Source organism: Mycobacterium bulgaricum, from assembly GCF_041287165.2.
GTDB lineage: Bacteria > Actinomycetota > Actinomycetes > Mycobacteriales > Mycobacteriaceae > Mycobacterium > Mycobacterium bulgaricum.
Genome location: NZ_JBGGKV020000004.1, coordinates 274096 through 298031, shown reverse-complemented (window position 1 = coordinate 298031; position 23936 = coordinate 274096). Strand labels below are relative to the sequence as shown.

Annotated in this window: 22 protein-coding genes; 8 read left to right on the top strand and 14 right to left on the bottom strand. The window is 68.1% G+C overall.

Annotated features, from left to right (window positions below; all coding sequences use genetic code 11):
• Positions 1 to 259 precede the first annotated feature (259 nt).
• Positions 260 to 664, top strand: a complete 405-nt coding sequence (locus ACAG24_RS14555; protein ID WP_370472929.1) for a PH domain-containing protein — start codon at positions 260 to 262, stop codon at positions 662 to 664.
• Here ACAG24_RS14555 and ACAG24_RS14550 read toward each other — a convergent pair.
• A complete protein-coding gene (locus ACAG24_RS14550; RefSeq protein WP_370472928.1) occupies positions 661 to 1494 on the bottom strand; it encodes a DoxX family protein in 834 nt (277 codons plus the stop codon). The two genes, ACAG24_RS14555 and ACAG24_RS14550, sit on opposite strands and share 4 nt — an antisense overlap.
• A gap of 148 nt (positions 1495 to 1642) precedes the next feature.
• Between ACAG24_RS14550 and ACAG24_RS14545 the strand changes: the two genes are divergently transcribed.
• Entirely contained in the window at positions 1643 to 2764 is a 1122-nt protein-coding gene (locus ACAG24_RS14545; protein WP_370472927.1) for a PQQ-dependent sugar dehydrogenase, read from the top strand.
• Positions 2765 to 2777: 13 nt separating this feature from the next.
• Here ACAG24_RS14545 and ACAG24_RS14540 read toward each other — a convergent pair whose 3' ends face one another.
• The 5 genes from ACAG24_RS14540 to gatC form a co-directional block, all read right to left on the bottom strand.
• Positions 2778 to 4142: a sensor histidine kinase gene (locus tag ACAG24_RS14540; protein WP_370472926.1), complete on the bottom strand. Its 1365-nt coding sequence runs from the start codon at positions 4140 to 4142 to the stop codon at positions 2778 to 2780.
• An 18-nt stretch (positions 4143 to 4160) separates the two neighbouring features.
• Complete coding sequence (gene gatB / locus ACAG24_RS14535; RefSeq protein ID WP_370472925.1) at positions 4161 to 5672, bottom strand: Asp-tRNA(Asn)/Glu-tRNA(Gln) amidotransferase subunit GatB; 1512 nt, start codon at positions 5670 to 5672, stop codon at positions 4161 to 4163.
• Positions 5673 to 5791: 119 nt separating this feature from the next.
• Positions 5792 to 6823 (bottom strand): ATP-dependent 6-phosphofructokinase, encoded by a 1032-nt coding sequence (locus ACAG24_RS14530; protein ID WP_370472924.1) that lies wholly within the window; start codon positions 6821 to 6823, stop codon positions 5792 to 5794.
• Between the two features lie 18 nt (positions 6824 to 6841).
• Positions 6842 to 8326 carry an Asp-tRNA(Asn)/Glu-tRNA(Gln) amidotransferase subunit GatA gene (gene gatA, locus ACAG24_RS14525; RefSeq protein ID WP_370472923.1) on the bottom strand — a complete coding sequence of 495 codons (1485 nt, stop codon included), beginning with the start codon at positions 8324 to 8326 and terminating at the stop codon, positions 6842 to 6844.
• Positions 8323 to 8622 carry an Asp-tRNA(Asn)/Glu-tRNA(Gln) amidotransferase subunit GatC gene (gene gatC, locus ACAG24_RS14520; RefSeq protein WP_370472922.1) on the bottom strand — a complete coding sequence of 100 codons (300 nt, stop codon included), beginning with the start codon at positions 8620 to 8622 and terminating at the stop codon, positions 8323 to 8325. The genes gatA and gatC overlap by 4 nt, the downstream gene beginning before the upstream one ends.
• A gap of 73 nt (positions 8623 to 8695) precedes the next feature.
• Between gatC and ACAG24_RS14515 the strand changes: the two genes are divergently transcribed.
• A complete protein-coding gene (locus tag ACAG24_RS14515; protein WP_445206191.1) occupies positions 8696 to 9364 on the top strand; it encodes an ACT domain-containing protein in 669 nt (222 codons plus the stop codon).
• Between the two features lie 3 nt (positions 9365 to 9367).
• Here the strand turns inward: ACAG24_RS14515 and ligA are convergent, their stop codons facing one another.
• The gene (ligA, locus tag ACAG24_RS14510) at positions 9368 to 11467 is read right to left on the bottom strand and encodes an NAD-dependent DNA ligase LigA (protein WP_370473082.1); all 2100 of its coding nucleotides are present in this window, start codon (positions 11465 to 11467) and stop codon (positions 9368 to 9370) included.
• Positions 11468 to 11593: 126 nt separating this feature from the next.
• Here ligA and ACAG24_RS14505 point away from each other — a divergent pair, with 126 nt between their 5' ends.
• Positions 11594 to 11995, top strand: coding sequence for an MmcQ/YjbR family DNA-binding protein (locus ACAG24_RS14505; RefSeq protein ID WP_370472920.1), 402 nt, complete (start codon positions 11594 to 11596; stop codon positions 11993 to 11995).
• Positions 11996 to 12032: 37 nt separating this feature from the next.
• Positions 12033 to 13649: a 4-coumarate--CoA ligase family protein gene (locus ACAG24_RS14500; RefSeq protein ID WP_370472919.1), complete on the top strand. Its 1617-nt coding sequence runs from the start codon at positions 12033 to 12035 to the stop codon at positions 13647 to 13649.
• A gap of 37 nt (positions 13650 to 13686) precedes the next feature.
• On the opposite strand, the gene ACAG24_RS14495 is transcribed toward ACAG24_RS14500, so the two are convergent.
• Positions 13687 to 14697, bottom strand: coding sequence for a uroporphyrinogen decarboxylase/cobalamine-independent methonine synthase family protein (locus tag ACAG24_RS14495; protein ID WP_370472918.1), 1011 nt, complete (start codon positions 14695 to 14697; stop codon positions 13687 to 13689).
• A 35-nt stretch (positions 14698 to 14732) separates the two neighbouring features.
• Between ACAG24_RS14495 and ACAG24_RS14490 the strand changes: the two genes are divergently transcribed.
• Positions 14733 to 15371 (top strand): sensor domain-containing protein, encoded by a 639-nt coding sequence (locus ACAG24_RS14490; RefSeq protein WP_370472917.1) that lies wholly within the window; start codon positions 14733 to 14735, stop codon positions 15369 to 15371.
• 7 nt (positions 15372 to 15378) lie between these two features.
• On the opposite strand, the gene mnmA is transcribed toward ACAG24_RS14490, so the two are convergent.
• The 6 genes from mnmA to ACAG24_RS14460 form a co-directional block, all read right to left on the bottom strand.
• Positions 15379 to 16452 (bottom strand): tRNA 2-thiouridine(34) synthase MnmA, encoded by a 1074-nt coding sequence (gene mnmA, locus ACAG24_RS14485; RefSeq protein ID WP_370472916.1) that lies wholly within the window; start codon positions 16450 to 16452, stop codon positions 15379 to 15381.
• A 2-nt stretch (positions 16453 to 16454) separates the two neighbouring features.
• On the bottom strand, positions 16455 to 17654 hold the full coding sequence (locus tag ACAG24_RS14480; RefSeq protein WP_370472915.1) for a cysteine desulfurase family protein: 1200 nt from the start codon (positions 17652 to 17654) through the stop codon (positions 16455 to 16457).
• A gap of 45 nt (positions 17655 to 17699) precedes the next feature.
• Positions 17700 to 18557: a lysophospholipid acyltransferase family protein gene (locus ACAG24_RS14475; protein WP_370472914.1), complete on the bottom strand. Its 858-nt coding sequence runs from the start codon at positions 18555 to 18557 to the stop codon at positions 17700 to 17702.
• Positions 18554 to 19417: a GNAT family N-acetyltransferase gene (locus ACAG24_RS14470; protein WP_370472913.1), complete on the bottom strand. Its 864-nt coding sequence runs from the start codon at positions 19415 to 19417 to the stop codon at positions 18554 to 18556. Before ACAG24_RS14470 ends, ACAG24_RS14475 begins: the two co-directional genes overlap by 4 nt.
• A 181-nt stretch (positions 19418 to 19598) precedes the next feature.
• Positions 19599 to 20555, bottom strand: a complete 957-nt coding sequence (locus tag ACAG24_RS14465; protein ID WP_370472912.1) for an electron transfer flavoprotein subunit alpha/FixB family protein — start codon at positions 20553 to 20555, stop codon at positions 19599 to 19601.
• A gap of 41 nt (positions 20556 to 20596) precedes the next feature.
• Positions 20597 to 21388, bottom strand: a complete 792-nt coding sequence (locus ACAG24_RS14460) for an electron transfer flavoprotein subunit beta/FixA family protein (protein ID WP_370472911.1) — start codon at positions 21386 to 21388, stop codon at positions 20597 to 20599.
• Positions 21389 to 21585: 197 nt separating this feature from the next.
• Here ACAG24_RS14460 and ACAG24_RS14455 point away from each other — a divergent pair, with 197 nt between their 5' ends.
• Positions 21586 to 22371 (top strand): class I SAM-dependent methyltransferase, encoded by a 786-nt coding sequence (locus ACAG24_RS14455; RefSeq protein ID WP_370472910.1) that lies wholly within the window; start codon positions 21586 to 21588, stop codon positions 22369 to 22371.
• On the top strand, positions 22368 to 23936 hold the full coding sequence (locus ACAG24_RS14450) for a 1,4-alpha-glucan branching protein domain-containing protein (RefSeq protein WP_370472909.1): 1569 nt from the start codon (positions 22368 to 22370) through the stop codon (positions 23934 to 23936). The genes ACAG24_RS14455 and ACAG24_RS14450 overlap by 4 nt, the downstream gene beginning before the upstream one ends.

Sequence of the window (23936 nt, the reverse complement as noted above, 5' to 3'; positions counted from 1 at the left end):
GTTCTCGGTGCGATCTTCTCAAATCGGTGCTGGGGCAACAAAAAACCCCCGTCAGCCCAGCGGCTGTACGAGGGTTGCGCGTCGATGCTGTTGTGCTATGCCCGTACGAGGGCTAGCGCGGCATCAACGCGCAACCCAATTACTACGAGCATGGTCTGCATAGCAGACGACGGTAGCCGCTGAACTGGCCGAAGGTCAAATTACTCCCCACGAGCGTGCGCGCGAGTAGCAAGCACTGAAGCGATGGAATGATGGCGACATGCGTAAGCCCGCGGCATCGGAGTTGTCCCCGGTCGTCATCAGGATCTCGCCGATGGCCCACATCGCGGTCGGCTTCCTCGCGCTGGGGCTCTCCGCGACGGTGTTCGCCGGGCCCCCGTGGTTCGTCGTACTGCTGTTGATCCCGGTGGCCATGTCGATTGTGGTGGCGCGCTACCGAACCCTCGCCGACCGGGAAACCGTCACTGCACGCACGTTGCTCGGACGTCAGACGGTGCCCTGGGAGGACATCGACGGGTTGCGTTTCGGACGGAGGGCGTGGGCGGTGGCGCGACGCCGTGACGGCACCGAGTTCACTCTGCCTGCGGTGACGTTCTCGACGCTGCCGGTGTTGACCGAGGCCAGCGGCGGCAAGGTGCCGAATCCGTACGAACGGGAGGCTTAGCCGAGCGGGTTCGCGCCGTTGAGTAGAACCCAGATCGCAATGCCTGCCCCGACGCCGAGGATCAGGGCCGCGAACGAACCGACGAAGGGCCGCCGCGCCCAGCCGCGGCCTGCGTCGAGGCCGTACTTGCCGGGGCCGACCAAGATGATGGCCACCACGGCGAACAGCAGGATGATCTGGTATTCGTGGCCGTCGGTGAGGAACTGCGAGAGCCTCGCCTCGTTGTGCGCGGTCATCGCCTCGGCCAGCGTCGCGGTGACGAGGTAACCGAGCGCGCCCGCCGCCGCGATCGGCGTGAAGAGGCCGATCACCAACAGCACGCCGGCGGCTATCTGACCGCCCGCGGCCACATAGGACAGGATGTCGGCGTTGCGGAAACCCACGTCGGTGAGCTGATCGCGGAAGCCGCCGAGGCCCGGACCGCCCCACCAGCCGAACACCTTCTGCAGGCCGTGGCCGATGAGCAGGGCGCCGACCGCGACGCGAAGCAGCAGCAACCCGAGATCCTGGGTGCCCCTGCGATCGTCACCGACCCGGTCCGGATCGACGCCGACCTCGGTGGGCGCCGCCGTCGTCGCACCGTAGGCGCCCGCGGCCAGACCCGTGGTGGGCTGCACGTAGGGCAGTGGTTCCGGGTCGTTGAGCAGGGCGAACGGCTGCGGCTCGGAGGGCTTTGCCGAGTCGTAGCGCGGGATCGCGGTGGTTTCGAAGTCGCCGCCGTAGTGCGCGGACGGAAGATCGTCCTCGGGGTCCACCAGGCTCGCCGACGCGGGCCGGCCAGCCGAGTCGTCGGGCCGCTGCCAGGGGCGTGGGTCAAGGGGACTCGTCACGACAGCCAGGGTAAGTGCAGACGCAGCGGTCGCCGGGAATTGGCGCGGCGCGTTGAGCACGTGTTTTTCGGCAGGACCGCAGGTCCGGGCCGGTCGCGGCCGACGGCCACGTGGCGGGCCACTCCGTTCGATCCGTAACCTGGCGTGCATGAACGTGCGTCGGTCGTCAGGGGCTCTTGTCGCGCTGCTCTGCGCGTCACTGCTGGCCGGTGCCGGCTGCGCACGGTTCGACTCGGCGCAGTCGCAACCGTTCACCACCGAACCCGAACTCGCGCCGGGGCCGACGTCGACGCCACCCCCTCCGCCTCCGCTGCCGGCCAAGCCGTTCCCGAAGGAATGCCCTGCGCCCGGCGTCATGCAGGGCTGCCTGGGCAGCACCAGCGGCCTGATCATGCTGCCGGACAGCCAGTCGGCCCTCGTTGCCGAACGACTCACCGGCGACGTCAAGCAGGTGTCGGTGAAGGCGGAGCCGATCCAGAAGATGCAGATCCCCGTCGACGGCAGTGGTGACGGCGGGCTGATGGACATCGTGCTGTCCCCGACTTACGCGCAGGACCGGTTGATGTACGCCTACATCAGCACCCCCTCCGACAACCGGGTGGTCCGCATCGCCGAGGGCGATCCGCCCAAGCCGATCCTGACCGGGATCCCGAAGGGCGCCACCGGGAACACCGGCGCCCTGGTGTTCACCAGCCCGACGACGCTGGTGGTGCAGACCGGTGACGCGGGCAGCCCGGCCCTAGCCGCCGATCCCGGTTCGCTGGCGGGCAAGTTGCTGCGCATCGAGCAGCCGACGACCGTCAACCAGGCGCCGACGACGACCGCGCTGTCGGGCCTGGGCCCGGGCGGCGGCATGTGCATCGATCCGGCCGATCAGTCGCTTTACGTCACCGACCGCACGCCGACCGCCGACCGCCTGCAGCGGATCACGAAGGACTCACAGGTGTCGACGGTGTGGACGTGGCCGGACCGTCCCGGCGTGGCAGGGTGTGCCGCGCTGGACGGCACGGTGCTGGTCAATCTGGTCAACACGAAGCAGACCGTCGCGGTACGGATGGCACCGGAAACCGGTGCGGTGACCGGGGATCCGGAGGTGGTCCGCCAGGACCAGCACGGACACGCCTGGGCGCTTCAGGTCTCGCCGGACGGCAACGTGTGGGGAGCCACCGTGAACAAGACGACCGGCGACGCGATGAATCTCGACGACGTCGTCTTCCCGCTCTTCCCGCAGGGCGGCGGGTTCCCGCGCACGAACGCCGACAACACCTGATCGGCCGCCCCGGCTAGCTCGGACCGGAACCGGGCAGCCGCAGCATCAGCCGGGTCCCGCCCTGCGGGCTGTCCTCCAATGACGCTGTGCCGCCGTGTATTTCGGCTTGCTGGGCGACCAGCGCCAATCCGAGTCCGGACCCCGACCGGGATGCTGTCGTTCCGCGGTGGAACCGGGCGAACACCTCGGAGCGTTCCTCCTCCGGCACTCCCGAACCGTTGTCGTCGACGGCGATCTCGACACCCTCGTGCGAGCTGACGACACTCAGGCGGATCTGATTCGCGCCACCGTGTTTGACCGCATTCGCGATGGCATTGTCGATGACGAGCCGAAGGCCGGCCGGCATTCCCAACATCAGCACCGTCGTCGACGATGCCAGCGACACGTCGAGACCGGGATAGTGGTGCATCGCGTCATGGGCGGCGCGATCGAGCAGTTCGGCGACATCCACGGGCACGAAGTCGTCCACGGTCGTCAACTCGCCCTGGGCGAGACGCTCCAGAGCGGTCAGTGTCGCCTCGATGCGGGACTGGGTGCGGATGACGTCGCCGATGACCTCCTCGCGCTGCTCGGCTCCCAGATCCAGGGTGGACAGCACTTCGAGGTTGGTGCGCATCGCGGTGAGCGGAGTGCGCAACTCGTGTGACGCGACGGCGGCGAAGTCGCGAGCGGATTCCAGCGCTGCCCTGGTGCGCTGTTGCTCGTCCCCGATCCTGGCGAGCATGCCCTCGACGGCCTCGGAGATCTCGACGGCCTCCCACACCCCGCGCACCTGCACTTCGTCCGGATTGGACTGGGCGTTGATGGCTCGTGCCTGCTGAGCGAGCAGCCGGAACGGGTTGACCATGATCAGCGCGATCACCCAGCCCACCAGCATGGTCGTCAAGATCACCCCGGAGCAGATCCAGAAGACGCGCCAGTGCAGGGAGTCGATGCGGGCCTGGGTTTCGGCCAGCGGCGCGCCCAGTGCGACCGACGCGTTCCCGGTCTTGATTGTCCGAACCCGGTACTCCACGCCGTCGATCGTGGCGTCGGCGTAGCCGCTCTCCAGTTCGGGCAGCACGATGTCGGCGGGGATCGAAACCGTGGTTCCGCCGAAGCGGGCCGTCCGCACCAGGCCGCCCTCCGTGGGTTCCGGTCCGACGCCTTCCTGCGCGCTGCGCAGCAGCGTGTTGACGTCGCCGAGGCTCGACAGCGAATCCAAGCGTCGGTCCAGCTGGTCGTATTGGTCGTTGGTGACCCCGACCCACACCCACACTCCGAGGGTCAGTACGAGGATCGTCACGCCCAGCTGGGACAGGATGACGATCGATCGCAGCGACAGCCACCGCAGAGGATGTGCGAGGACGCGGAAGACCAGGTCCTGAATGCGCGTCATCGCGTTCGACTTTAGGCGCTAACTGCAGGCAGCCATGACAAGCTCGCGCACCCGCGCGGCGTCGGCCTGCCCTTTTGTCGCCTTCATCACCGCGCCGACGATCGCGCCGGCGGCCTGCACCTTGCCGCCACGGATCTTCTCGGCGACATCGGGATTGGCGGCGAGCGCCTCGTCCACGGCGGCTTGGATGAGCGAATCGTCGCGGACCACGACCAGCCCGCGGTCGTTCATCACCTGCTCGGGTTCGCCCTCACCCGCCAGCACGCCCTCGACGACCTGCCGCGCCAGCTTGTTGGACAGCTTGCCGTCGTCGACGAGCTTGACGACGGCAGCGACCTGCGCGGGAGTGATCGGCAACGCTTCGAGCTCCACCCCGGTTTCGTTGGCTTTCTGCACCAGGAAGTTTCCCCACCAGGCCCGGGCTGCGTCACTGGACGCGCCGTGCTCGACGGTGGCGGCGATGAGGTCGAGTGCACCGATGTTGACCAGATCGCGCATCACCTCGTCACCGATCCCCCATTCCTCCTGAATTCGCTTGCGCGCCAACCACGGAAGCTCGGGGATGGTGGCACGGAGCTGTTCGACGAGCTCCGCGCTCGGCGCCACCGGTTCCAGGTCGGGCTCGGGGAAGTACCGGTAGTCCTGCGCGGTCTCCTTGCTGCGACCAGGCGAGGTGTACCCGTCCTCGTGGAAGTGGCGCGTCTCCTGCGTCACCGTCTCGCCAGACTCCAGAACCGCTGCCTGCCTGCGCATCTCGTAGCGGACGGCCACCTCGACACTCTTGAGGGAGTTCACGTTCTTGGTCTCGGTGCGGGTGCCGAACTCGGCCCGGCCGATCGGCTTGATGGACACGTTCGAATCACAACGCATCGAACCCTGATCCATTCGGACATCCGAAACACCCAGGGCGCGCAACAGGTCCCGCAGGGCGGTCACATACGCGCGGGCGATCTCGGGTGCGCGCTCTCCGGCACCCTCCACAGGTTTGGTGACGATCTCGATCAGCGGCACACCGGAGCGGTTGTAGTCGGCGAGCGACGTCGTCGCCCCCGCGATGCGCCCGGTGTCACTGCCCAGGTGGGTGAGCTTGCCGGTGTCCTCCTCCATGTGGGCACGTTCGATCTCGATGCGCCACGTGGTGCCGTCGTCGAGAGGCACGTCGAGATGACCGTTGATCGCGATCGGCTCGTCGTACTGGGAGATCTGGTAGTTCTTCGGCTGATCGGGATAGAAGTAGTTCTTGCGCGCGAACCGGCCCCACGGCGCGATGTCGCAGTTCAGCGCCAGCCCGATGCGGATCGCCGACTCGACGGCTGTCTCGTTGAGGACGGGCAGCGAGCCCGGCAGGCCGAGGCAGACGGGGCAGACCTGCGTGTTGGGCTCGGCACCGAACTTGTTGGCGCACCCGCAGAACATCTTGGTCTCGGTCGACAGCTCGACGTGCACTTCGAGGCCCAGCACCGGCTCGTACTTGGCGATGACCTCGTCGTACTCAAGAAGTTCAGCGGTGGCCGAAGTCGTGGAAGACATGCAACGATCCTAGTGTTCACGACTCGGCGAGTTTCGGGTGCACGCCGGGGCTCATACCGAGACCCGTGGCCACCTTCTGCAGCAGCGCCAGCAGATCGGCGAGAAGCTTTCGCAGGCGCCTAACCGAAGAACTCGGCGGCGTCGTCGTAGCGGCTCTGCGGTACCAGCTTGAGCTGCTTGACCGCATCGGCCAGGGGAACCCGCCCGATCTCGGTGCCGCGGGCCGACACCATCATCCCGTATTCACCGGCGTGGGCCGCGTCGGCGGCGTTGACCCCGAACCGGGTGGCCAGCACGCGGTCGAAGGCGGTGGGGGTGCCGCCGCGCTGCACATGGCCGAGCACCGTGACACGCACCTCCTTCTTGATGCGCTTCTCCACCTCGATCGCCAGCTGCTGCGCGACGCCGGTGAACTTCTCGTGGCCGAACTCGTCCATACCGCCCTGGCGCAGCTGCATCGAGCCCTCGGCGGGCTTGGCTCCTTCGGCGACGACGCAGATGAAGTGCGCGTCGCCGCGCTGGAAGCGCCGCTTGACCAGCCGGCACACCTCTTCGACGTCGAATGGCTGCTCCGGGATCAGCGTCATGTGGGCGCCCGAGGCCATTCCCGCGTTGAGCGCGATCCAGCCGGCGTGCCGGCCCATCACCTCGACAAGCATCACGCGCTGGTGGGATTCGGCGGTACTGTGCAGCCGGTCGATGGCTTCGGTCGCGATGGTCAGCGCCGTGTCGTGGCCGAATGTGACGTCCGTGCAGTCGATGTCGTTGTCGATCGTCTTCGGCACGCCGACGACCGGCACCCCCTCTTCGGACAGCCAGTGCGCGGCGGTCAGTGTGCCCTCTCCCCCGATCGGGATGAGCACGTCGATGCCGTTGTCCTCGAGGGTCTGCTTGATCTGGTCCAGCCCGGCTCGCAGCTTGTCGGGATTGGTGCGGGCGGTGCCGAGCATCGTGCCGCCCTTGGCCAACAGGCGATCGTTGCGGTCATCGTTGGCCAGCTGAATGCGGCGATCCTCCAGGAGGCCGCGCCAGCCGTCGAGGAAGCCGACGACCGACGATCCGTACCGGGCGTCGCACGTGCGCACCACCGCCCTGATCACCGCGTTGAGGCCAGGACAGTCGCCACCGCCGGTCAGTACTCCGATACGCATGCGCCCCATCCTCCCCTGTTACAGCGCAGTTGGCAGCGGTCCTCGGGCCTTCTCGTAGGCCGCCCCGACCCGGTAGAGCCGATCGTCGGCAAGGGCGGGCGCCATGATCTGCAGGCCGACCGGCAGGTTGTCATCCGTCGACAGGCCCGACGGCACCGACATTCCGCAGTGCCCGGCCAGGTTCAGCGGCAGGGTGCACAGGTCGAACAGGTACATCGCCAGCGGATCGTCGACCTTTTCGCCGAGCGGGAACGCCGTGCTCGGGGTCGCGGGCGACACCAGCACGTCGACCGTCTTGTAGGCCTCGTCGAGGTCCCGTGCGATCAGTGTGCGGACCTTCTGCGCCTGGTTGTAGTAGGCGTCGTAGTAGCCGGCCGACAGCGCGTAGGCGCCGATCATGATGCGGCGCTTGACCTCCGGGCCGAACCCGGCGGCGCGGGTCAATGCCATGACCTCTTCGGCGCTGTGGGTGCCGTCGTCGCCGACGCGCAGGCCGTAGCGCATGCCGTCGAACTTCGCGAGGTTCGACGACACCTCCGACGGCAGAATCAGGTAGTAGGCCGGCAGGGAGTAGTCGAAGTGCGGGCAATCGACCTCGGTCACCTCGGCGCCGAGCGCCGTGAGCTGGTCGACGGCTGCGGTGAACGAGGCGAGCACACCGGGCTGATAGCCCTCGCCGCTGCGCAGCTGCTTGACCACACCGACCCGCACACCCTTCAGATCACCCTCTGCGCCTGCCCGGGCCGCGGCGACGACGTCGGGCACCGGCGCATCCACCGAGGTGGAATCCCGCGGGTCGTGACCGGCGATGACCTCGTGCAGCAGTGCGGTGTCGAGGACGGTCCGCGCGCACGGCCCGCCCTGGTCGAGCGACGATGCGCAGGCGATCAGTCCGTAGCGCGACACCGTGCCATAGGTCGGCTTCACCCCGACGGTCGCGGTCAGCGCCGCGGGCTGCCGGATCGAGCCTCCGGTGTCGGACCCGATGGCCAGTGGGGCCTGCAACGCGGCCAGCGCCGCGGCGCTACCGCCTCCGGAGCCACCGGGCACCCGATCGACGTTCCACGGGTTGCGTGTCGGCCCGTACGCCGAGTTCTCGGTCGAGCTGCCCATCGCGAACTCGTCCATGTTGGTTTTGCCCAGAATCGGGATACCGGCGGCGCGCAGCCGCGCGGTGACCGTCGCGTCGTACGGCGAGGTCCAGCCTTCGAGGATCTTCGAACCGCACGTCGTGGGCATGTCGGTCGTGGTGAAGACGTCTTTGAGCGCCAGCGGGACGCCCGCGAGCGGGGACGCCGGCTGTTCGCCCGCCGCGATGGCGCTGTCGACCGCGGCAGCGGCCTCGAGCGCCCTGTCCGCAGCAACATGCAGGAACGCGTTGTAGGTGCTGTCGGTGGCGGCGATCTGGTCGAGGTGCGCCTGCGTCGCCTCGGTCGAGGACACTTCTCTGGCCGCGATCTTGGCGCCCAGGGTCGCGGCGTCCAGCGTGATGAGCTCGCTCATTCGGCCTCTCCCAGGATCCGCGGCACCGCGAAGCGGCCGTCGACGGCGTTCGGGGCGGCGGCAAGTGCTTCCTCCTGCGTGAGGCACGGTGCCGGCTCATCGGAACGGAACACGTTGACCGATTTCAGCGGATTGTCGGTGGCCTCGACGCCGGTGACGTCGACTGCCTGGATCTGGCTGACGTGGCCGAGGATGGCGTCCAACTGCCCGGCGAAGCTGTCCAGTTCACTGTCGGTCAGGGCGAGTCGCGCAAGGCGCGCGAGGTGCGCAACCTCGTCTCGGGAGATTTGTGACACGACCAAGAAGCCTAGTCGAGGCTGCACGCGCAGCCTTCCGTCGAGTCGCCCGCTTCGGGCCCTCCGTGACACAGTGTTGGCCGTGCCTTCCTATCTGCTGCGGGTCCAGCTAGAGGACCGGCCCGGCAGCCTCGGCTCTCTGGCCGTCGCGCTGGGGTCGGTGGGCGCCGACATTCTGTCCCTCGACGTGGTGGAACGCTCCGTCGGCTACGCGATCGACGACCTGGTCGTGGAACTGCCGCCCGGCGCGATGCCCGACATGCTCATCACGGCCGCGGAGAACCTGCACGGTGTCTACGTCGACAGCATCCGTCCGCATACCGGCCTCCTCGAAGCGCATCGGGAACTGGAGCTCATCGACCATGTCGCCGCCGCCGACGGGAAACTCAAACAGCTTCAGGTGCTCGTCGACGAGGCGCCCAAGGTGCTGCGCGTCGGATGGAGCACGGTCGTCGACCTGACGGAGGCAGGGGTCGCACGCGTAGTCGGCAGTTCGGGGGCGCCCGAAACCCGGGCCGCCGAGCTGCCGTGGCTGCCCCTCGAGCGGGCCGAGGCACTGGAATCGACCGCCGACTGGGTTCCGCAGGTGTGGCGCGACATGGACACCACGCTGGCTGCCGCGCCTTTGGGCTCGTCGCGGACCGCGGTCATGCTGGGACGCGCAGGCGGTCCCGCGTTCCGCCCCAGCGAGGTCGCCCGGCTCGGCTATCTGGCGGGGATCATCGCCACCATCATCGGCTGACGCCTACTCGGGGGCGTCTTCCGGTGCCTCTTCGGTCGCAGGCCCGTTCTCCAGCAGAGCCCGGAAACCGTCTTCGTCGAGAACCGGCACACCCAGTTCGATCGCCTTGTCGTACTTCGAACCCGGTGAGTCGCCGGCCACCACGTAGGCAGTCTTCTTCGACACCGAGCTGGCTGCTTTCCCGCCCCGAGCAATGATCGCTTCTTTGGCCTCGTCTCTGCTGAACCCCGTCAGCGAGCCGGTGACCACGATCGAGAGGCCTTCCAGCGTGCGTTCGATGGTGGCGTCGCGTTCATCGGCCATCCGGACACCGGCGTCGCGCCATTTGTCCACGATCGCGCGGTGCCAATCGACGGTGAACCAGTCGATGACAGCCGAAGCGATCGTCGGACCGACGCCCTCGGTCCCGGCCAGCTGCTCTTCCGAGGCGGCCATGATGGCGTCCAGGCTGCCGAACTCGGTCGCCAGCGCCCGCGCGGCCGTGGGGCCCACGTGGCGGATGGACAGCGCGACCAGTACCCGCCACACCGGCTGCGCCTTGGCCTTGCCGAGATTGGCCAGCAGGCGCTTGCCGTTGGCCGACACCTCTCCGGCCTTTGTCGTGAACAGCTCGGTGCGCAGCAGGTCATCGGCGGTCAGGCTGAACAGGTCACCTTCGTCGGTGATCACCTCGGCCTGCAGCAGGGCGATGGCGGCCTCGTAACCGAGACCTTCGATGTCGAACGCGCCGCGGCCGGCAACGTGAAAGACGCGCTCGCGCAACTGCGCCGGGCACGTGCGCGAGTTGGGACAGCGGATGTCGGCGTCGCCTTCTTTGGCGGGCTTGAGTTCGGTACCGCATTCCGGACAGTGGGTGGGGAACTCGAATTCCCGCTCGCTGCCGTCGCGGAGATCGACGACCGGCCCGAGCACCTCGGGGATCACGTCGCCGGCCTTGCGGATCACCACCGTGTCGCCGATCAGCACGCCCTTGCGCTTGACTTCCGACGCGTTGTGCAGGGTGGCCAGCCCGACAGTGGAGCCGGCGACCTTGACCGGTTCCATGTACGCGAACGGTGTCACCCGCCCGGTACGCCCGACGTTGACGCGGATGTCGAGCAGCTTGGTCTGCGCCTCCTCCGGCGGATACTTGTAGGCGACCGCCCAGCGGGGGGCGCGCGATGTCGCGCCGAGGCGGCGCTGCAAAGAGACGTCATCGACTTTCACCACCAGACCGTCGATTTCGTGCTCGACGTCGTGGCGATGCTCCCCCCAGTAAGCGATGCGCTCGGTGACCGCCTCGAGACCTGTCACCTGAGCGGTGTGGTCGGACACCGGCAGACCCCAGGCCTTCAGGGCGCGATAGGCGTCATGGAGGGTCTTGGGCGCGAAGCCCTCGGCATGTCCGAGGCCGTGGCAGATCATTCTCAGCCGCCGCTTGGCCGTGACCGCCGGGTTCTTCTGGCGCAGCGAGCCCGCCGCGCTGTTGCGGGGGTTGGCGAACGGCGGTTTGCCCTCGGCGACAAGCCCCGCGTTGAGGTCTTCGAAGTCGGCGACCCGGAAGAAGACCTCACCGCGCACTTCGAGAACCCTGGGTAGTGGGAATTCCCGTGTGCCGCTCAGCTTCTCAGGGATGTCGTCGATGGTGCGGGCGTTGAGGGTGACGTCCTCTCCGGTGCGGCCGTCGCCGCGGGTGGCCGCGCGTTCGAGCCGTCCGTCGCGATACACCAGCGCCAGCGCGACCCCGTCGATCTTCAACTCGCACAGATACTGTGCGTCCGCACCGATCTCGTTCCTGATCCGCGCCGCCCACGCGGCCAGCTCCTCGGGATCGAACACGTTGTCCAGACTGAGCATGCGTTCGAGGTGATCGGCGGAGGTGAAATCGGTGGCGAAGCCGGCGCCGCCCACCAGTTGCGTCGGCGAGTCGGGCGTGCGTAACTCCGGATGCTGTTCTTCCAGGGCCTGCAGTTTGCGCAGCAGCGCGTCGAACTCCGCATCGGTGATGATCGGAGAATCCCGGACGTAGTAGCGGAACTGATGCCCACGGACCTCATCCGCGAGCTCCTGCCAGCTACGGCGTACATCGGCGTCGGGCGCGTCCTGGGCCTGTTCGGCCAGCACCGATTCTGGATCCGGGTTCGGCGCCTGGTTCCCCTTCGCACTCACCCTCGCAGGCTATCGAAGGGTCCCGACACGGTTGGGCACAGTTCGCCGGACCCACCATCGGCCGCTGCGTAGGCTGCACCCATGCCCCACCCAGTCATGTTTCGCGACGACGACCCGGGGCTTGCCGAGGTGCGAGAGATCGCGTTGGGCTTTCCGGAGGCGTTCGAGAAGGTGTCGTGGGGCCGGCCGGTGTTCTGCGCGCCGAAGATGTTCGTCATCTACGGCGGCAGCGTGAAGGGTGACGCCAAGGGCGAATACGTCCAGTACCCCCATTCGATCCTGGTGAAGGTCGACGCCGGCGAGCGCGCCGCACTGGAACAGGACCACCGCTTCTTCTTCCCCGCCTACATGGGGCCCTTCGGCTGGCTCGGCCTCGACCTGACCGCCGCGAAGGTGGACTGGAAGGAGGTTGCCGAACTGGCCGACGCGTCGTTTCGCATGGTGGCCGCCAGGAAATTGATCAAGCAGCTCGACCAACGTTGACCGTCCCAGCCCAGCGCCTTTCTCGATCGGAGACACCATGAGCTTCGCCAGCCCCTTCCCCGAGGTCGACATCCCCACCGCGAGCGTCTACGAATATCTCTTCGCCCAGATCACCGACGCCGAACTCGACACCGTCGCACTCATCGACGCGAAGTCGGGCCGCGAGACCACCTACCGGGAGATGGTTGCCCGCATCGACTCATTCGCCGGCGCCCTGGCTGCCCGCGGGATCGGTGTCGGCGATGTGGTCGGCTTGCTCGCCCCCAACAGCTCGGCGTTCGCCGTCTCCTTCCACGGCATCCTGCGCGCCGGCGCGACCGCGACGACGATCAACGCGCTGTTCACCGCCAAGGACATCGCCAAGCAGCTCACCGATTCGAACGCCACGATGCTGATCACGGTCACGCCGCTGCTGGCCCAGGCCAAGGAGGGGGCGTCGCTGGCGGGGCTCCCCGATGACAGTCTGGTGGTGCTCGACGGAGCGGGTCGCGACGGTACGGGTGACGGGGCGGGACACCCCAACGCCGCGGACCTTCTCGGCTCGGAAACCGCGGCGCCGCAGGTGAATTTCGCGCCGTCGTCGCATCTGGCGGCGCTGCCCTACAGCTCGGGGACGACCGGCAATCCCAAGGGCGTGATGCTCACTCACCGCAACCTGGTCGCCAACGTCGCCCAGATCCGCCCTCTGCACGGGATGCAACCCGACGACGTGGTGCTCGCGGTGCTGCCGTTCTTCCACATCTACGGAATGACCGTGCTGCTCAACGCCGCACTGCACGCGCGGGCCCGGTTGGTCATCATGCCGAGTTTCGACCTCGGCGAGTTCCTCGGCAACATCGCCGAACATCGGTGCACGATCGCGTTCATCGCACCGCCCGTCGCGGTGGCGCTGGCCAAGCATCCCCTCGTCGACGAACACGATCTGTCCTCCCTCAAGGTCGTCATGTCCGGGGCTGCGCCGCTCGACGCCGACCTCGGCCATGCCGTCGCAAAACGGTTGGGCTGCAAGGTTGTTCAGGGCTACGGCATGAGTGAGCTCAGCCCCGTCAGCCACATCACACCGTTCGACGGCGGCCGGGTGAACATGCATGAGGAGGCTCCGCTGAGCTCGGTCGGGTGGACGGTCTCCAACGCCGCATCGAAGCTGGTCGATCCCGAGACCGGCGACGAGATCGAGGTTCCGGATCAGGGTTTGAGCCAGACAGGCGAGTTGTGGTTCAAGGGTCCCAACGTGATGGCCGGCTATCTCAACAACGAAGCCGCGACGAAGGAGACCATCGACGACGACGGCTGGTTGCACACCGGTGACCTCGCCCAGGTCGACGACAAGGGGCTGGTCTACATCGTCGATCGGCTCAAGGAGCTGATCAAGTACAAGGGCTACCAGGTGCCGCCCGCCGAACTCGAAGCAGTGCTGCTCTCCCACCCCGACATCGCCGATGCCGCGGTGATCGGGGTGCGCGACGAGGAGGGTGAAGAAGTGCCGAAGGCGTTCGTGGTGGCGCAGGAAGGCGCCGAGCTGACCGACGCCCAGGTCATCGAGTTCGTCGCGAGCCATGTCGCCCCGTACAAGAAGGTGCGCCAGGTGGAGTTCATCGATGCCATCCCGAAATCGGCTTCGGGCAAGATCCTCCGGAAGGATCTACGGAAGTAGCGACCCGCCGGCTGGTTTCGGCCCAGCCGATCGATTCTCAGATTCCGTCGGGATCTTCGGCCATGGCGTCGACGGCCCGCTGGGTCAGTTCGATCGCTGCGCGCGCCCACGTCGCCGTCGCCGCGGCGAGCCCACACGCGGGGGTGATCCCGATGCGGTCCCGCAATACTCCCCGAGCGAAACCCAGCCGGTCGGTGATGCCCGCGACGGAGGTGGCGATCTGCTGCGGTGAAGGCCTCGGACCCGAGACGGCGGTGGGCACCGCGCCCAGCAGCACGGTCCTGCCCGAATCCACGAACTCACCGATGCCGTCCAGATCCGCGGCGGTCAGTGTGTCCACCTCTACCGATACCGCGCTGATCATGCTGCGCTGCAACATCTTCCAGGGCAGGCCAGGTGCGCAGCAGTGAAGGGCGACGTCGCCGCCCACCGCTGTCGCGCACTCGTCGAGCAGCGCGGTGACGACCGATTCGTCGACCGGATGCACGGGGCTCAGGCTGGTCACCCCGGTCAACCTTCCCGCCAGCGCCGCGGGAAGTGACGGCTCGTCGAACTGCACCACCACTGTGCTCTCCAGCCTGCGTTCGAGCTGCTGTCGATGCGCAGCGACGCCTTCGGCGAGCGAGGCGGTCAGGTCGCGGACGGCGCCGGAGTCGGTGATGGCACGGTGCCCGCCGGGCAGCTCAAGCTGGGCAGCAAGAGTGATCGGCCCGGGTGCCTGCACCTTGACCACACGCTCACCACCGCGCAGGCCCGCCTTCTCCCACGCCTCCTCCAGCGCGTCGAGATCCTCGTCGAGGAGACTCGCGGCACGCCGCGTCACCGAGCTTCGCCCCGGCGCGATGCGATAACCGCGCGGCACGGTGTCGATCGCGATGTCGACGAGCAGAGCCCCGGCACGCCCGATCATGTCGGCGCCGAGTCCGCGGCCCGGCAGCTCGACGAGATGCGGCAGGCGGTGGAGTTCGCCGACCACCACCTCGGCCGCCTCTCTCGCGGACGTGCCCGGCCAGGATCCGACGCCTGTCGCGGCGGCGAAAACACTCACTCGCCCGACGATATTCGACGCACTACAGTCCTGGTATGACGGGCCGCGCATCCACGGCGCTGATGTGCGCCGCCGCGGTGCTCACGACGGCCTGCAGTCAGACGGTGACCGGGATCGCCATCCGTCCGCCACCGGCCATCGACGAGAACTCACGCTCACCGGTCGACGTCGACCGCGTGCTGCTCGACCGCGCCCAGATGCAGGCCGTCACCGGCGCGGGAACAGACCTGACCGCGATCCCCGGAACGGAGAGTAAGTTCCCGGTCGACATCGAACAGATGATGAAAACCGTTCCTCCGCAATGCGACTGGGTGTATGCCGAGACCCAGGTGTTCGGCTCGGAGGTTGAGGAGTTCCACAAAACCACCTATCAGAATCCGCCCGACGGCGGCCTCATCTCGCAGGCCGCTGCGGGATACCGCGACGCGGCCACGGCCGAGCGGGCATTCGACGCGGTGGTGGAGCAGGTCGCACAGTGCGAGGCCAGCGGGTCCGGAACGGCGGTGGTAGGCGAGGTGACGGCATCGGAGAACTCGATCCACACCCGTCCCGGCAATTGCGGCCGCGATTACCGGGTGAAGTCCGTGGTGCTGGTCGAGGTCACGTTCTGCGCGTTCCCCGACTCGGTGCCCGACATCGTCATGACGAACATCCTGGCGAACGTGCCGGACTGAAGGTCGCCTAGTGCGCGGCGCGAATCGTGGCGCTCGCCAGTACTTCGTCGCCGTCGGGGTCGGGACGGTAGAGCACCAACGTCTGCCCGGGAGCGACGCCTCTGAGCGGATTGCGCAACGCAACCTCGAGGGTGTCGGCGCGTAGTTCGGCCACGGCATCGGCGATGCCGCCGTGAGCACGGACCTGGACCACGCACTCGACCGGTCCTGCGGGCGCGACGCCGGAGGTGAACACCGGCGCGTCGCCCAGCAGATTGCTGACTTCGAGGTCGGCGCGGTCCCCGACGTGGACGGTGCCGGTCTGCGCATCGATGCCCGTCACGTACCTCGGGCGACCGTCGGGACCCGGGCCGGGAATGCCGAGACCCTTGCGCTGGCCGATCGTGAAGCCGTGCACCCCGTCGTGTTCGGCGAGCACGGTGCCCGCCGCGTCGACGACGTTGCCGCGGCGCACGCCGATTCGCGCGCCGAGGAATGCCTTGGTGTCGCCGGACGGGATGAAGCAGATGTCGTGGCTGTCGGCCTTGTCGGCCACCGCCAGACCGCGCTGGGCCGCCTCCTCACGGATCTGCGGCTTCGGGGTGTCCCCGACCGGGAACACGGCGTGGCGCAGTTGCTCGGCGGTCAGCACCGCAAGCACATACGACTGATCTTTGTCGGCGTCGACGGCGCGCCGCAGCCGCCCCTCGGACAACCGAGCGTAGTGACCGGTGGCCAGCGCGTCGAAGCCGAGCGCCAGCGCGCGAGCGGACAACGCGGAGAACTTGATCCGCTCGTTGCAACGCACACACGGGTTGGGGGTCTCGCCGCGGGCATACGACTCCACGAAGTCGTCGATGACGTCCTCTTTGAATTGATCGGCGAAATCCCAGACGTAGAACGGGATGTCGAGCACATCGGCCACCCGGCGCGCGTCACCGGCATCTTCCTTCGAACAGCAGCCGCGCGATCCGGTGCGCAGGGTGCCCGGCGCCGACGACAGCGCCAGGTGCACGCCCACGACCTCGTGTCCGGCGTCGACCATTCTGGCAGCGGCCACAGAGGAGTCGACGCCGCCGCTCATCGCGACCAGTACCCGCATCGCTAGTGCCGCCCGGAACTGGCCAGGGCCGCCTGCCGGGCCCGCTCCACGGCGGCGGGCAGCACGTCGAGGACCGCGTCGACGTCGGCATCAGTGCTGGTGTGCCCCAGCGACATCCGCAGGGAGCCACGCGCGCTGGCCGGATCGGCGCCCATCGCCGTCAACACGTGCGAAGGTTGCGCCACGCCCGCCGTGCACGCAGAACCGGTCGAGCATTCGATTCCCTTGGCGTCCAGCAACATCAGCAGTGAGTCACCTTCGCAGCCGCGGAAGGTGAAGTGCGCGTTGCCGGGCAGCCTGCCCTCGCCGGGCGCGCCGTTGACTTCGACGTCGTCGATCGCGTCGAGCACACCCTCGACGAGCCTGTCACGCAGTTCGCGCACGCGGGCGGTACCGGCACCCAAGGCTTCCACGGCCGCACCGGCTGCGGCAGCCATCCCGACCACGCCCGCGACATCCTGTGTGCCAGAACGCACGTCACGCTCCTGGCCGCCGCCATGCAGTTGAGGCACGCACGCGGCGTCGCGGCGCAGCAGCAGTGCGCCGACACCGGTGGGCCCGCCGAACTTGTGCGCGGCAATGCTCATCGCCGACAGGCCGCTCGCGGCGAAGTCGACCGGAAGCTGACCGATCGCCTGGATCGCGTCGCTGTGGATGGGGATCCCGAATTCCGCTGCGACAGCAGCGAGTTCGGCGATCGGCATGATCGTGCCGACTTCGTTGTTGGCCCACATCACCGAGATCAGTGCGACGTCTGCGGTGTCGCTGAGCACGGCGCGCAGGTCGGCGGCGCTCACGGCGCCGTGTTCGTCGACGGGCAGCCATGTCACCTCGGCGCCTTCGTGTTCGACGAGCCACTGCACGGCGTCGAGGACTGCGTGGTGCTCGACGGGCGTGGTCACGATGCGACGAAGTTCCGGCGACGTGTCGCGACGAGCCCAGAAAATCCCCTTGACCGCGAGATTGTCACTCTCGGTGCCGCCCGCGGTGAAGATCACCTCCGAGGGGCGCGCGCCGAGCAGATGCGCGAGGGTCTCCCGGGACTCCTCGAGCCTGCGGCGCGCCAGCCGCCCGGACCCGTGCAGCGAGGACGCGTTGCCCACCGTCGCCATCGCAGCGGCCATCGCCTCGATGGCAGCGGGACGCATCGGGGTGGTGGCGGCGTGGTCGAGGTAGACCGGCCTGGGAGCTGGCGCGGACATAGCCGTTCCAGGATAGCCGTCGTGCTGCGGCTTCCCCCATCGCACTCAGGCGACGAGCGCGTGACCCTCACCGCACCCGGCGCTCGTCACCTGCGCCGATCGTTCCGCGCCGCGCACCGCGGCCTCACACCGGGCTGCCAGTTCGCGGCGGTCGTCTCCGGGCAGCTGCAGCGATTCGACGTGGATGTGACAGACGGTGCGGCGGGCCGTGATGACGCGCTTGACGGAGGTCAGCAGCGTGTCGTCACCGACGAACGCCGGCACGGTGGACTGACGTCCGTTCTTGTGGCGGTAGGTGAGACGCAGCGGCTGAACGGGCCTGCCCGCGTCGACGGCGGCCTGGAACATGGCGGGCCGGAAACGACCGAACCCCAGACCGCACCACGTGGTGCCCTCCGGGAACGCGACCACGGTGTGGCCGGACCGGAGGCGGTCGGCGACGGCGGCGACCACGGCGGGCAGCCTGCGCAGGCGGGCGCGGTCGATCGGGATGACCTTCATGATCCGTACGACGGGGCCCAGAGCCGGCCAGTCGGTGAGGTCGGCGCGGGCCACGAAGGACCCCGGCAGCACGGTCCCGATGGCGAACACGTCCAACCACGAGACGTGCCCGCTGACGACGAGTACGCCGCGCAGGTTGCGGATCGGTCCACCGGAGACGGACATCCGCACCCCGAGGGCACGCAACATCAGGCGGCAGTAGCCGCGCTGCAGGTGCGATCGGCCCGGCAGCGGAATCGCCAGCAGCCACACTCCGGAGAAGAGCGTCACGGCGGCGCAGACACGCAGAGTGGTGCGTAGGGCGACCACCCACTGGCGGCCGGGGCCGTCGGCGCCGGCGTGCACGCACCCGGCGCCACAGGTTGCGCGCTGCAACCAGGGGTGCTCGTCGGTGACCGTCATGCCGGCGATCCGACCGCATCCGCGGCGGCGCCCACGGAGCGCAGCCGTTTCAGGTACCTGACGTCGGCGCGGCGCTTGTCGAGCAGCGCCGGGAAGTCCCCGACCCCGAAGTCCGGGTCGTGGGCGGGTTCGCCGCAGATCTGCGCGCCGAGCCGCAGATAGCCGCGCATCAGCGGCGGCACGGTGACCCGGCCGGGCGGGTCGATGTCGTCGAGGGCGAGACCGTCGATGACCACGGGACGGTACGGGTGGACGGTGTACTCGGTCGGGGCGGCGTTGCGGCGCATGACGAAGTCGCGAACGCCGCGCAGCTGACTGCCCGGCGCATTCAGGCCCTGCGGATCCGCGACGGGAACCGACACACAGCCGGTGACGTAGTCGTATCCGCTGCGATCGAGGTAGGCCAGGATGCCCGCCCACATGAGCAGCACGACGGCCCCGTTGCGGTGATCGTGGCGTACGACCGCGCGGCCCATCTCGACCAGTGAGGGGCGAAGCGAATCGAGGGCGGTGACGTCGAATTCGGTGGCGGTGTAGAGCCCGCCGGCGGCGATGGCCCCCGGAGGGGGAAGCATGCGGTAGCAGCCGACGAGCTGGCCGCTGTCGTCGTCGCGCACCAGGAGGTGATCGCAGAATTCGTCGAACCGGTCGGCGTCCAGACCCGCTATCTCGCTCCCGGACCGGCGGCTGTCCTTCAGCGCGAACCCGGGCTCGGAGGTGAACACGTCATGGCGAAGGCGCTGGGCGGCCTCGATGGAATCGGCGTCGGTGCACAGCAGCATGGAGTATCGCGGGGCTGAACCGACCGGCCCGCTCGCACCGTAGGAATCGCTGGGGATGAGTACAGATGCAGTGCTCATGCCTGCACGGTCGCGCAGGCGTCGGGCGCGGCGGCAATCGACACGTGACGTGTTCGTGAGCGCCAGGTGACGGTTGGGTTCGTCACGATCGGAACGAGCGGGGGGCGCGCGACGAGCGAAGAAGCAAGTGGCCCCCGTCCCGGAGGGACAGGGGCCACTGCTGTTGCGTGAGCTGCGGGAGTTATCCCTTGCGCGCCTTGACGGCGTCGGTCAGCTGCGGGGTGACCTTGAAGAGGTCGCCGACGATGCCGAGGTCGGCGATCTCGAAGATCGGGGCCTCTTCGTCCTTGTTCACCGCGATGATCGTCTTGGACGTCTGCATACCGGCCCGGTGCTGGATGGCTCCCGAGATGCCCAGCGCGATGTAGAGCTGCGGGGACACCGTCTTACCGGTCTGGCCGACCTGGAACTGGCCCGGGTAGTAGCCGGAGTCGACGGCGGCGCGGGAGGCGCCGACGGCGCCACCCAGGGAGTCGGCCAGATCCTCGACGACCTTGAAGTTCTCCTCGCTACCGACACCGCGGCCGCCAGAGACGACGACGGTCGCCTCGGTCAGCTCCGGACGGTCGCCCGCGACGGCGGGTTCACGCGACGTGATCTTCGTGGCGTTCTCGGCCGCGGCGGGCACCTCGACGTTGACGACCTCACCGGCGCCGTCGGCCGGTTCGGCTTCGATCGAGCCGGGGCGCACGGTGATGACCGGGGTGTCACCGACAGCCTCGGCCTCGACGGTGTAGGCGCCACCGAAGATGGAGTGGATACCCTTGCCGCCTTCCCGGACCTCGACGACGTCGCCCAGGATGCCGGAGCCGATGCGGGCAGCCAGGCGTCCCGCGATCTCCTTGCCGTCCGCGCTGGCAGCCAGCACGACGCCTGCGGGCGTTGCGGACTCGGCGAGCGAGGCCAGCACGTCCACGTACGGGGTGATCAGGTAGTTCTCTGCGTCGTCCGACTCGGCGACGTAGATCTTGGCGGCGCCGGCGGACTTCAGGCCGTCGACGAGGCCATCGGCGGTGCCGGGCTTGCCGACGACGACCGCGGCGGGCTCGCCCAGTGCCCGGGCGGCGGTGATCAATTCGGCGGTGACTTTTTTCAACGCGCCTTCGGCGTGCTCGACGAGCACAAGTACTTCAGCCATGGGAGTTTCTCTCGTTTCTCAAGTCCGAAAGGAATGGTCTGCTAGATGATCTTCTGACCGACCAGGTACTCGGCGATCTTCTTGCCGCCTTCGCCCTCGTCGGTGACCTTCTCGCCCGCGGTCTTGGGCGGCTTCGGCGTCGACGACAGCACCTTGGATCCGGCGTTGGAGACGCCGACCTCGTCGGCTTCGACACCGATCTCGGCGAGCGTCAGCTTCGTCACTTCCTTCTTCTTGGCGGCCATGATGCCTTTGAAGGACGGGAAGCGCGGTTCGTTGATCTTCTCGTTCACGCTCACCACGGCGGGCAGGCTCGCCTCGAGGGTGAACACGCCGTCGTCGGTCTCGCGCTCGGCGGTGACCTTGCCGCCGTCGACGGTGAGCTTGCGCACGTGGGTCAACTGCGGCAGACCGAGGTACTCGGCGATGATGGCCGGCACGGCGCCACCGGTGCCATCGGTGGCCTCGTTGCCGGCGATAACCAGCTCGGTGCCCTCGATGGTGCCCAGTGCGCGGGCCAGGGCCCAGCCGGTCTGCACCATGTCGGAGCCGTGGAGGCCCTCGTCGACGAGGTGGACCGCTTTGTCGGCTCCCATGGAGAGCGCCTTGCGGATGGCCTCGGTGGCGCGCTCGGGACCCGCGGTCAGAACCGTGACGGTGCTGTCTCCGCCTTCTTTCTCCTTGATCAGCAGCGCCTCCTCGACGGCGCGCTCGTTGATCTCGTCCAGCACGGCGTCCGCTGCTTCCCGGTCGAGGGTCCAATCACCCTCGGAGAGCTTGCGCTCGGACCACGTGTCAGGGACCTGTTTGATCAGGACCACGATGTTCGTCATGACTCTGGTTCGTCCTCCTCGATGAGGCCGGCAACCGGCCTGGCATTACCACGTTCGAAGCGATCACCCCCATGTTACCCGCGGGTAACTTCAGGTGGATCTGAGAAACACCATAGCTGGTCGAACTTTGCGATCTGCTTCGCCCGGGGCTGGCGAAGAGTTCGTCATCTGCCGGTTAGGGGTTAGCCTGCCTTCCAATGAGCGCAACTGTGAGCAACGGCACGCGTGGGGACGACACACCCATGGCGTTGACCGGTGAGCGGACCGTCCCCGGCCTGGTCGAGGAGAACTACTGGTTCCGTCGTCACGAGGTGGTGTACCGCCGGCTTCTTGAGCACTGCCGCGACCGAGACGTGCTGGAAGCCGGCTGCGGCGAGGGCTATGGCGCCGACCTGATCGCCGACGTCGCCTCCAGCGTCATCGGCCTGGATTACGACGAGTCCGCGGTGGCGCATGTCCGCGCGAGATACCCCCGTGTCGACATCCGACAGGGAAATCTGGCGAATCTGCCGCTGCCGGACGGCTCCGTCGATGTCGTCGTCAACTTTCAGGTCATCGAGCACCTCTGGGATCAGGGCCAGTTCGTGTCCGAGTGCGCCCGCGTCCTGCGCCCGGCCGGGGTTCTGCTGATGTCGACACCCAACCGCATCACGTTCTCCCCCGGCCGCGACACTCCCGTCAACCCGTTCCACACGCGCGAACTCAACGCGGCGGAGATGACCGAGCTCCTCGAATCCGCCGGTTTCGTCCTCGACGGGGTCTACGGCGTTTTCCACGGCACACGACTCGGCGAGATGGATGCCCGGCACGGTGGCTCGATCATCGACGCCCAGATCGCCCGTGCCCTGGCCGATGCACCGTGGTCGGCAGAGTTGCTCGCCGACGTCGAAGCCGTGACCATCGATGACTTCGATCTGACGTCCGCAGCGGAGCGGAACATCGACGACAGCCTCGACCTGGTCGCGATTGCGGTACGCGCGTGAGCGCAGCGCCACCCGTCCCGGGACTCTTTACTCTCGTCCTGCACACACACCTGCCCTGGCTTGCGCACCACGGGAGATGGCCGGTGGGCGAGGAGTGGCTGTATCAATCCTGGTCCGCGTCCTATCTCCCGCTGGTCCGGGTACTGCGCACCCTGGCCGCCGAGAATCGCAGGCATCTGGTCACCCTCGGCATCACACCGGTGGTGGCCGCGCAGTTGGACGACCCGTACTGCCTTCAGGGCATGCATCACTGGCTGGCGAACTGGCAGCTGCGAGCCCTGGAGGCCGCGTCGACCCGCGTCGCGTCGGGCACCTCACCAGCATCGCAACCGAATGCGTTGCGACAGTTCGGTTCCCGGGAATACGCCGAGGCCGAGCGCGAGATCGCCGAATTCGACGCGCTGTGGCGGCACGGCGCAAGCCCGCTCGTGCGTGAACTGCTCGACGGTGAGGTCATCGAGTTGCTCGGCGGTCCGCTGGCCCACCCCTTCCAGCCGCTGCTGAACCCGCGACTGCGCGACTTCGCACTGCGGGAGGGACTCGCCGACGCGGCAGCGCGATTCGCCCACACACCCACCGGAATCTGGGCGCCCGAGTGCGCGTACGCCCCTGGCATGGAAGCCGGCTACTCCGCCGCAGGGGTCAGCCACTTCATGGTGGACGGGCCCTCCCTGCGCGGCGACACCGCACTGGGACGGCCGGTAGCCGATTCCGATGTCGTGGCGTTCGGCCGCGACCTGCAGGTGAGCTATCGCGTCTGGTCCCCGCGATCCGGCTATCCCGGCCATGCCGCCTACCGCGATTTCCACACCTATGACCACGCCACCGGCCTCAAACCGGCGCGGGTGACCGGCCGCAACGTGCCCTCAGAAGACAAGGCGCCCTACGATCCTGCGCGTGCCGAGGCCGCGGTGGACATCCATGTGGCCGACTTCGTCGAGACGGTCCGGCAGCGGCTGTCCGCCGAGAGTGCGCGCATCGGCAGGCCCGCACACGTGGTCGCCGCGTTCGACACCGAATTGTTCGGCCACTGGTGGTACGAGGGTCCGCTATGGCTGGAGCGGGTGCTGCGGGCACTGCCCGCCGCCGGAATCAGGGTCGGGACCCTCTCGGATGCCATCGACGGCGGCTACGTCGGGGCGCCTGTCGAATTACCGCCCAGCTCTTGGGGTTCGGGCAAGGACTGGCAGGTGTGGTCGGGCGAGAAGGTGGCTGACCTCGTGCAACTCAACAGCGAGGTCGTCGACACCGCATTGAGCACAGTCGACAAGGCGCTCGCACACGGCGCCTCGCTGGGGTCGCCGGCGCCAAGGGATTTCGTGGCCGACCAGATTCTGCGTGAGACCCTTCTGACCGTCTCCAGCGACTGGCCGTTCATGGTCAGCAAGGATTCGGCGGCCGACTACGCGCGCTACCGCGCCCACCTGCACGCGCACGCCACGCGTGAGATCTCCGCCGCGGTGGCCTCCGGCCGACACGAACACGCACAGCGATTGGCCGGGGGCTGGAACCGCGCCGACGGACTGTTCGGCGCGCTCGACGCGCGGAGGCTGTCTGCCCCATGA